We start from the raw sequence: 7,667 nt of genomic DNA, 5'->3' as shown, positions 1-7,667 counted from the left end.
ACCCGACCCTGCGCATGGGCCTGCTGCTGAAAGAGTTCCGGCGGCGTGTCGATGGCCCTGTCCGCGTGGTGGTGGGCGAACCCATTGCGCGCGAAGAGCTGCGCATGCGCGCCGGTGACACGAAGGCAATGATGGATTTCCTTCGCAAGGCGACGTATGAGCTTTCTCCGAAGCCGTTGAATTCCTATGACTACGGCTACGAGTTCGAGGCAAAGCGCCGGGCGGCACCCGGCGCGTGATGCGGGGGCGGGTGCGAAAGGCACCCGGGCAAGAGATGGCAGTAGGTATCTTCGATTCCGGGCTGGGCGGTCTGACGGTGCTTGAGGCATGCGCGAAACGTCTGCCCGACGTGCCCTTCGTCTACCTGGGCGACCAGGCCCATGCCCCCTACGGCGTGCGCACCGCCGACGATATCCTCGAGCTGACCAAGGCCGGGGTGCAACGCCTGTTCGATGCCGGCTGCGACCTGGTGATCCTGGCCTGCAACACCGCTTCGGCGGCCGCCCTGCGCCGGATGCAGGAAAGCTGGGTGCCCGCCGACAAGCGGGTGCTTGGGGTCTTCGTGCCGCTGATCGAGGCGCTGACCGAACGCCAGTGGGGCGACAACTCTCCGCCGCGCGAGGTCGCGGTGAAGCATGTGGCGCTGTTTGCCACCCCCGCCACGGTCGCCAGCCGGGCCTTCCAGCGCGAACTGGCCTTCCGCGCCATCGGTGTCGATGTCGAGGCCCAGGCCTGCGGCGGCGTGGTCGATGCGATCGAGGACGGTGACATGATCCTCGCCGAGGCGCTGGTGAATTCCCACGTCGACGCGCTGAAGCGCAAGATGCCAGAGCCCGAGGCTGCGATCCTCGGCTGCACCCATTATCCGCTGATGGCCGAAGCCTTCCAGAAGGCGCTTGGCGATCATGTCACCGTCTATTCCCAGGCCAACCTGGTGGCCGAGTCCCTGGCCGACTACCTGGACCGCCACCCCGAGCGGCGCGGCCCTGGCGAGGTCTCGATGTTCCTGACCACGGGCGATCCGGCCCGCGTGTCCTCCCGCGCGACGCAGTTCCTGCGACGACGATTGGATTTCCACGCGGCCTGACCCCGGGGCGCGACTGCGGCAATTTGATCTCGCGCATTTTTTCGGCGCGGGGATGAGACTAGATAGATTATGGGCGGGCGCGTGACCCCGCCGAAAGGGCGACAATGACCAAGAAAATCGCAATCATCGGGGCCTCGGGCTACACCGGGGCAGAGCTGATCCGGCTGATCTCGACCCATCCGCAGATGGAGATCGCCGCGCTGGCCGCCAACTCAAAGGCCGGCCTGAAGATGGCCGATGTCTTCCCGTTCCTGCGCCACCTCGACCTGCCGGACCTGGTGACGGTGGATCAGATCGACTTCTCGGGCATCGACCTGGCCTTCTGCGCCCTGCCGCACAAGACCAGCCAGGAGGTGATCCGCGAGCTGCCGAAGGACCTGAAGATCGTCGACCTGTCGGCTGATTTCCGGCTGCGTGACCCCGAGGCCTACCGGGCCTGGTACGGCAATGACCATGCCGCCGTCGAGATGCAGAAAGAGGCCGTCTACGGCCTGACCGAGTTCTACCGCGACGAGATCCGGGGTGCCCGGCTGGTCGCCGGCACGGGCTGCAACGCGGCCACCGGCCAGTTCACCGTGCGCCCGCTGATCGAGGCGGGGGTGATCGGGCTGGACGACATCATCCTCGACATGAAATGCGCTGTCTCGGGCGCCGGGCGCAGCCTGAAGGAGACCCTCCTGCATGCCGAGCTTTCCGAGGGCTACAACGCCTATTCGGTGGGCGGCAAGCACCGGCACCTCGGCGAATTCGACCAGGAATTCAGCAAGATCGCCGGGCGCGAGGTGAAGATCCAGTTCACCCCGCACCTGCTGCCGGTGAACCGGGGCATCCTGTCGACGGGCTATGTCTCGGGCGAGGCGCAGGCGGTGCATGACGCGCTGGTCGCGGCCTATGCCGACGAGCCTTTCGTGCAGGTGCTGCCCTTCGGTCAGACGCCCTCGACCCATGACGTGCGCGGGTCGAACTTCGTGCATATCGGGGTGACCGGGGATCGTATTGCGGGCCGGGCCATCGTGGTGACCGTGCTGGACAACCTCTGCAAGGGCTCGTCCGGGCAGGCGCTGCAGAATGCCAACCTGATGCTCGGGCTGGACGAAACCGCCGGCCTGATGGGCGCGGCGCTGTTCCCCTGAGGACCAGCCGGAGGGAGACCGATGAAGGGCCTGAAGAAGACACGCCGGATCCAGATCATCATCGCGGCCTTCGTGTTCCTCGGCATTGCCGCGGGCTTCATGGGCTATGCCTTCCGCGATGGGATCAACTACTTCCGCTCCCCCAGCCAGGTGGCCGAAGCGCCGCCCGCGCCGGGGGAGGTCTTCCGCATCGGCGGGTTGGTGGCAGAAGGCAGCCTGGAGCGTGGCGCGGTGATCCGCTTTTCGGTGACCGATGGCGGGGCCACGGTGCCGGTGACCTATCGGGGCATCCTGCCGGATCTCTTTGCCGAGAAGCAGGGCATGATCGGCACCGGAAGCTACGTGAATGGTGTCTTTGAAGCGACTGAAATCCTTGCGAAACATGACGAAAGCTACATGCCCAAGGAAGTCGTGGACGCGCTGAAGGAACAGGGCGTCTACCAGGACCCCGAAACCTGAGACCGCGCCCCGGCGCTGCGCCCTCCGCTCGGTGCACTCGGGCCGCATTAACCGCTTCACCTGCAGTTTCGCCCCCGGGGCACAGCTTCAGGAGAAGGCGCCATGTCACTGGATGTACGGCAGATTGCGGCAGAGATCGTCGCCCGCGAGGGCGGCTTCGTCAACGATCCGGACGATCCGGGCGGGGCCACCAACTTCGGCGTGACGATCCATACCATGCGGAAGCTGGGGCTGGACCTGGATCGTGACGGCGACGTGAACGTGGCCGACGTGAAGGCGCTGAGCCGCGAGCAGGCGCTGGAAATCTTCCTCGATCACTACTTTCACCGGCCCCGGATTTCGGACCTGCCCGAGGGGCTCTGGCCGACGGTCTTCGACATGTATGTCAACGCCGGGGCCAATGCGGTGACGATCCTGCAGCGGCTGCTGCGCGAGATGGGCTGGCAGATCGGCGTCGACGGTGCCATCGGGCCGCAGACCATCGCCGCCTGTCACGAGGCCAGCGCCGCCGCCGCGGGCCACATCGTCGATGCCTACGGGATAGCCCGGCGGAACTACTATTTCCGCATCGCTGATGCTCGCGCCCAAAGCCGCAAGTACTGCCGCACCCGTGCAGGTGGAAAGGGCGGCTGGATCCGGCGGGCGGAAGAGTTCATCACGCCGCGCTTCCACCTCTCTGACGCGGAATTCGCCGAGAGGGTTGCGGCATGGGGCTGATCGACGGACTTCTGGGGGCGATCTTCGGCGGCGGGCGCAACGTGGTGCGCGAGACGGCGGAGGTGTTCCGCGTCAACGCCGAGGCCATGGACAAGCGCGACCTCGACGCCCTGCAGTCGGCGCTGGCCCAGCACGGGCAGGAGTTCCGCGAGGCGCGCTCGGGCTTCGATCGGTTCATGGACGGGCTGAACCGGCTGCCGCGCCCGGCCATGGCGCTTGGCGCGATGAGCCTCTTCGTGGCGGCGATGAGCGATCCGGTGTGGTTCGCCTCTCGGATGCAGGGGCTGGCGCTGGTGCCCGAGCCGCTGTGGTGGCTGCTTGGCGCGGTGGTCAGCTTCTATTTCGGTGCGCGCCACCAGGTGAAGGGACAGGAGTTCCAGCGCGAGATCGCCCGAAGCATGTCTCATGTGCCACAGGTGGTCGGCAAACTGCGCGCCCTGCGCGATCTCGATGCGGCGGAGGCAGATCCGGTGCCGGGGGGCGGGGCCGCGGCACAAGCGCTGCTTGCGGCCCGGGAGACAGTACCTTCGCAGGGCGGCGCTGACACCAATCCGGCGCTTGAGGAGTGGCAGCGGGCAGGCTGAGACCGGGCCCGCCGCCCGGGGGGGCAGGGGGCGCGACAATTCGGTCGCGCCCCCCGCGTTCATTTGAATTGAGGCCTGCCGGTGGCTGCGCGTATAGTCGCGCCATGATTACAGAACTTGGCCAATTCGCCCTGATCCTCGCCTTCGCCGTGGCTCTCTTCCAGTCCGTTGTGCCGCTTGTCGGCGCCGCGCGCCGCTGGCCCGGCTGGATGGAGGCCGCCGCGCCGGCCGCCGTGGCGCAGGCGCTGCTGGTCATCTTCGCCTTCGCGGCGCTGACCTGGGCCTTCGTGACATCGGATTTCTCGCTCAGCCTGGTCTGGGCGAACAGCCACTCCGCAAAGCCGATGCTCTACAAGATCACCGGGGTCTGGGGGAATCACGAGGGCTCCATGCTGCTGTGGATCCTGATCGTGGCGCTGTTCGGGGCGGCGGCTGCGCTGTTCAGTGACAATCTGCCGGCCACCTTCCGCGCCCGTGTGCTGGCGGTGCAGGGGATGATCGGCCTGGCCTTCCTGGGCTTCCTGCTGTTCACCTCGAACCCTTTCCTGCGCCTGGCCGTGCCGCCCTTCGACGGCACCGACCTGAACCCGCTGCTGCAGGATCCGGGCCTGGCCTTCCATCCGCCCTTCCTCTACCTCGGCTATGTCGGCCTCTCGATGTCCTTCAGCTTCGCCGTGGCGGCGCTGATCGAGGGCCGGGTGGACGCGGCCTGGGGTCGCTGGGTGCGGCCCTGGACCCTGGCTGCCTGGATGTTCCTGACCGTGGGCATCGCCCTTGGCTCGTGGTGGGCCTATTACGAGCTGGGCTGGGGCGGCTTCTGGTTCTGGGATCCGGTGGAGAACGCCAGCTTCATGCCCTGGCTGATTGCCGCGGCGCTGCTGCATTCGGCCATCGTGGTCGAGAAACGCGAGAGCCTGAAGGCCTGGACCATCCTGCTGGCGATCATCGCCTTCGGCTTCTCGCTGATCGGTGCCTTCATCACCCGCTCGGGCGTGATCACCTCGGTGCATGCCTTCGCCACCGACCCCGAGCGCGGCGTCGTCCTGCTGGCGATCACAGGCGTCTTCATGGGCGGGGCGCTGACCCTCTTTGCCTTCCGTGCCGATGACATGGCCTCGAAGGGGGTTTTCGGGCTGGTCAGCCGGGAATCGGCGCTGGTGCTGAACAACATCCTGCTGGCGGTGGCGGCCTTCGTGGTCTTCGTGGGGACGATCTGGCCGCTGGTGGCCGAGATGGTCTTTGACCGCAAGCTCTCGGTCGGGGCCCCCTTCTTCAACATGGCCTTCACCCCCTTCATGGTGGCGCTCGGCGTGCTGCTGCCGGTCGGCTCGATGCTGCCCTGGAAGCGGGCGAAGGCGGGGCGCATCCTGCGACGTCTGGTCCCGGCGGCGGTGCTGGCCCTGGCGGTCGGAGGGCTGCTCTATGCCGTTCAGAGCGGACGGTCGGCGCTTGGCCCTGTCGGGCTGATGCTGGGCACCTGGCTGGTGGCGGGGGCTGCGGCGGATCTCTGGATGCGCAAGGGCAACGGCGGGCTGTCGCGCCTTGGCCGCCTGCCGCGTGCCGACTGGGGGCGGGTGGTGGCCCATGCGGGTCTTGGGGTCTGCATCGCCGGGATCTCGGCCATGCTGGCCTGGCAGCAGGAGGATATCCGCGTGGTGCAGGTCGGCGACCGGGTCGAACTGGCGGGCTACGAGCTGACCCTGCGCGAGGTCAACCGCGTCGACGGGCCGAACTATGTCTCGACCATGGCCGATGTGGTGCTGACGCGGGGCGGGCGGCCGGTCGGCACGCTGCATCCCGAGAAGCGCGTCTATCCGGTGGCCGGGATGCCGACCACCGAGGCGGGGATCGACAATGGCGTGATGCGCGACATCTACGTGGCGCTCGGGGATCCGCAGCCGGGCGGGGGCTGGGCCATGCGCAGCTACTACAAGCCCCTGGCCAACTGGATCTGGGGCGGCGCCATGCTGATGGCGCTCGGCGGCGCGCTGAGCCTGTCGGACCGCCGCTACCGGGTCGCCGCAGGGGCGGCACGGGCGCCCCGTGCAGAGGGGGTGCCTGCGGAATGAGACCCCTGAGACAGATGGTGGATTGCATCCACCCTACGCTGATGGCCCTGACGGTGCTGCTGCTGACCGGCCTGCTGGCACCGGCGCCGGCGCTGGCGGTGCAGCCGGACGAAATGCTGTCGGACCCTGCGCTGGAGGCCCGGGCCCGCGACATCAGCCAGGGGCTGCGCTGCCTGGTCTGCCAGAACGAGAACATCGACGACTCCAACGCGGACCTCGCCCGTGACCTTCGCCTGCTGGTGCGCGAGCGGCTGGTGGCGGGGGACAGCAACGAAGAGGTCGTCGACTTCATCGTCGGCCGCTACACGGAGTACGTCCTGCTCAGGCCGCGCGCCAGCGGGTCGAGCCTCGTGCTCTGGGCGGCGGGGCCGGTGATGCTGTTGCTCGGCCTGATCCTGGGGCTGGTCTACGTGCGCAGCCGAAGCCGGCGCGCCGGCACCGACCCGGAGGAGGCGCTTTCGGACGAGGAAGAGGCGCGGCTGAGGGAAATCCTGAAGAACTGACGCAGTGTTCCGGTTTGACGGGGGCCTCCATCCGCGCTTCTGTGGCGCGAGGATGACAGGAGGAGGCTCTCGTGAGCTATCAGACGATTACGCTGGAAACCCGGGACGATATCGCGGTGCTGCGCCTGACGCGCCCCGAAGTGATGAATGCGCTGAACAGCCAGATGCGGGCCGAGATCACTGATGCGGTGCGCCTTGCCGGCACAGAGGCACGGGTGCTGGTGATCACCGCCGAGGGGCGGGCCTTCTGCTCGGGGCAGGACCTGAGCGACCGGGCCAATGTCGCCAACCCCGATCTGGAGCGCACCCTCAGGGACGAATACGTGCCGATGCTGAAGGCCATCGTCGATTGCCCGATCCCGACGATCTCGGCGGTGAACGGGGCGGCGGCGGGGGCCGGGGCCAACCTGGCGCTCTGTGCCGATATCGTCATCGCGTCGGAAAGCGCCTATTTCCTTCAGGCCTTCACCCGGATCGGCCTGGTGCCGGATGCCGGCGGCACCTACTTCCTGCCGCGCTCGATGGGCAGCCAGAAGGCCATGGGCGCCGCGCTGCTGGCCGAGAAGATCACCGCCCGCCAGGCGGATGACTGGGGCATGATCTGGGAGGCGGTGCCGGACGAGCGTTTCGCCGAGGTCTGGCAGGCCCGTGCGGCGCAGCTGGCCAAGGGGCCGACCGCGACCTATGCCGAGGTCAAGCAGATCATCCGTGGCAGCTGGGACGCCGACCTTGACGCGCAGCTCGAGGCTGAGGGCAAGGCACAGGGCCGCTGTGGCCAGAGCCGTGATTTCAAGGAGGGCGTCGTGTCCTTCCTTGAAAAGCGCCCGCCGCATTTCGAAGGCCGCTGAGGGCGCCATCAGGCAGGCACTGCGAGCGCCTCCGAAGGTATCCCGAGGGGCAGATGTTGCTTGCAGTGCGCCGGAGGCGAGACCGGGGCGTTTGCCAAGGCAATGCTGCCCAGGCAGTCCGGGGGAAGATGCAACTGACGGCACGAGGAGGGGGCTGGTCCAACTATGGCTGCAGCGGTCTTCTCCTCGGCGGAACCGGGCCGCCCGGTGAGACGTCCCGCCCGTCGTCCGGCGACAGCGTCAATGGAAGCAGGGGCAGGGGGCGCT

The 7,667-nt window shown here is 67.8% G+C and carries 9 protein-coding genes; all 9 read left to right on the top strand.

The annotated features are described in order from the left end of the window. Nucleotides 1-239 (top strand): hypothetical protein (locus tag OS124_RS25365; RefSeq protein WP_010141730.1); only part of this gene is annotated, 239 nt, incomplete at its 5' end. Between the two features lie 35 nt (nucleotides 240-274). Beyond that, entirely contained in the window at nucleotides 275-1,087 is an 813-nt protein-coding gene (locus OS124_RS0120005; RefSeq protein ID WP_010141729.1) for a glutamate racemase, read from the top strand. Nucleotides 1,088-1,191: 104 nt separating this feature from the next. Then, complete coding sequence (gene argC / locus OS124_RS0120000; RefSeq protein WP_010141728.1) at nucleotides 1,192-2,220, top strand: N-acetyl-gamma-glutamyl-phosphate reductase; 1,029 nt, start codon at nucleotides 1,192-1,194, stop codon at nucleotides 2,218-2,220. A 21-nt stretch (nucleotides 2,221-2,241) separates the two neighbouring features. Then, nucleotides 2,242-2,679: a cytochrome c maturation protein CcmE gene (gene ccmE, locus OS124_RS0119995; protein ID WP_010141727.1), complete on the top strand. Its 438-nt coding sequence runs from the start codon at nucleotides 2,242-2,244 to the stop codon at nucleotides 2,677-2,679. A gap of 102 nt (nucleotides 2,680-2,781) precedes the next feature. Continuing rightward, nucleotides 2,782-3,396: a holin-associated N-acetylmuramidase gene (locus OS124_RS0119990; protein ID WP_010141725.1), complete on the top strand. Its 615-nt coding sequence runs from the start codon at nucleotides 2,782-2,784 to the stop codon at nucleotides 3,394-3,396. Next, complete coding sequence (locus OS124_RS25360; protein ID WP_010141724.1) at nucleotides 3,387-3,980, top strand: holin family protein; 594 nt, start codon at nucleotides 3,387-3,389, stop codon at nucleotides 3,978-3,980. Before OS124_RS0119990 ends, OS124_RS25360 begins: the two co-directional genes overlap by 10 nt. Nucleotides 3,981-4,084: 104 nt before the next feature. After that, a complete protein-coding gene (locus OS124_RS0119980) occupies nucleotides 4,085-6,049 on the top strand; it encodes a heme lyase CcmF/NrfE family subunit (RefSeq protein WP_010141723.1) in 1,965 nt (654 codons plus the stop codon). 41 nt (nucleotides 6,050-6,090) lie between these two features. Then, nucleotides 6,091-6,552, top strand: a complete 462-nt coding sequence (locus OS124_RS0119975; protein WP_029375597.1) for a cytochrome c-type biogenesis protein — start codon at nucleotides 6,091-6,093, stop codon at nucleotides 6,550-6,552. Nucleotides 6,553-6,623: 71 nt separating this feature from the next. Then, a complete protein-coding gene (locus OS124_RS0119970) occupies nucleotides 6,624-7,400 on the top strand; it encodes an enoyl-CoA hydratase-related protein (protein WP_010141721.1) in 777 nt (258 codons plus the stop codon). Nucleotides 7,401-7,667: the final 267 nt, after the last annotated feature.

Origin of the sequence: Oceanicola sp. S124 (genome assembly GCF_000220565.1) — a bacterium.
Lineage (GTDB): Bacteria > Pseudomonadota > Alphaproteobacteria > Rhodobacterales > Rhodobacteraceae > Pseudooceanicola.
Note: the sequence above shows the minus strand (reverse complement) of the source record. Positions and strands in the feature narration are given on the sequence as shown.

What these genes read in the sequence shown, in the direction of transcription:
- OS124_RS0120005 (WP_010141729.1), top strand. Translation starts at nt 275, where the DNA reads ATGGCAGTAGGTATCTTCGATTCCGGGCTGGGCGGTCTGACGGTGCTT.
- argC (WP_010141728.1), top strand. Translation starts at nt 1,192, where the DNA reads ATGACCAAGAAAATCGCAATCATCGGGGCCTCGGGCTACACCGGGGCA.
- ccmE (WP_010141727.1), top strand. Translation starts at nt 2,242, where the DNA reads ATGAAGGGCCTGAAGAAGACACGCCGGATCCAGATCATCATCGCGGCC.
- OS124_RS0119990 (WP_010141725.1), top strand. Translation starts at nt 2,782, where the DNA reads ATGTCACTGGATGTACGGCAGATTGCGGCAGAGATCGTCGCCCGCGAG.
- OS124_RS25360 (WP_010141724.1), top strand. Translation starts at nt 3,387, where the DNA reads ATGGGGCTGATCGACGGACTTCTGGGGGCGATCTTCGGCGGCGGGCGC.
- OS124_RS0119980 (WP_010141723.1), top strand. Translation starts at nt 4,085, where the DNA reads ATGATTACAGAACTTGGCCAATTCGCCCTGATCCTCGCCTTCGCCGTG.
- OS124_RS0119975 (WP_029375597.1), top strand. Translation starts at nt 6,091, where the DNA reads ATGGCCCTGACGGTGCTGCTGCTGACCGGCCTGCTGGCACCGGCGCCG.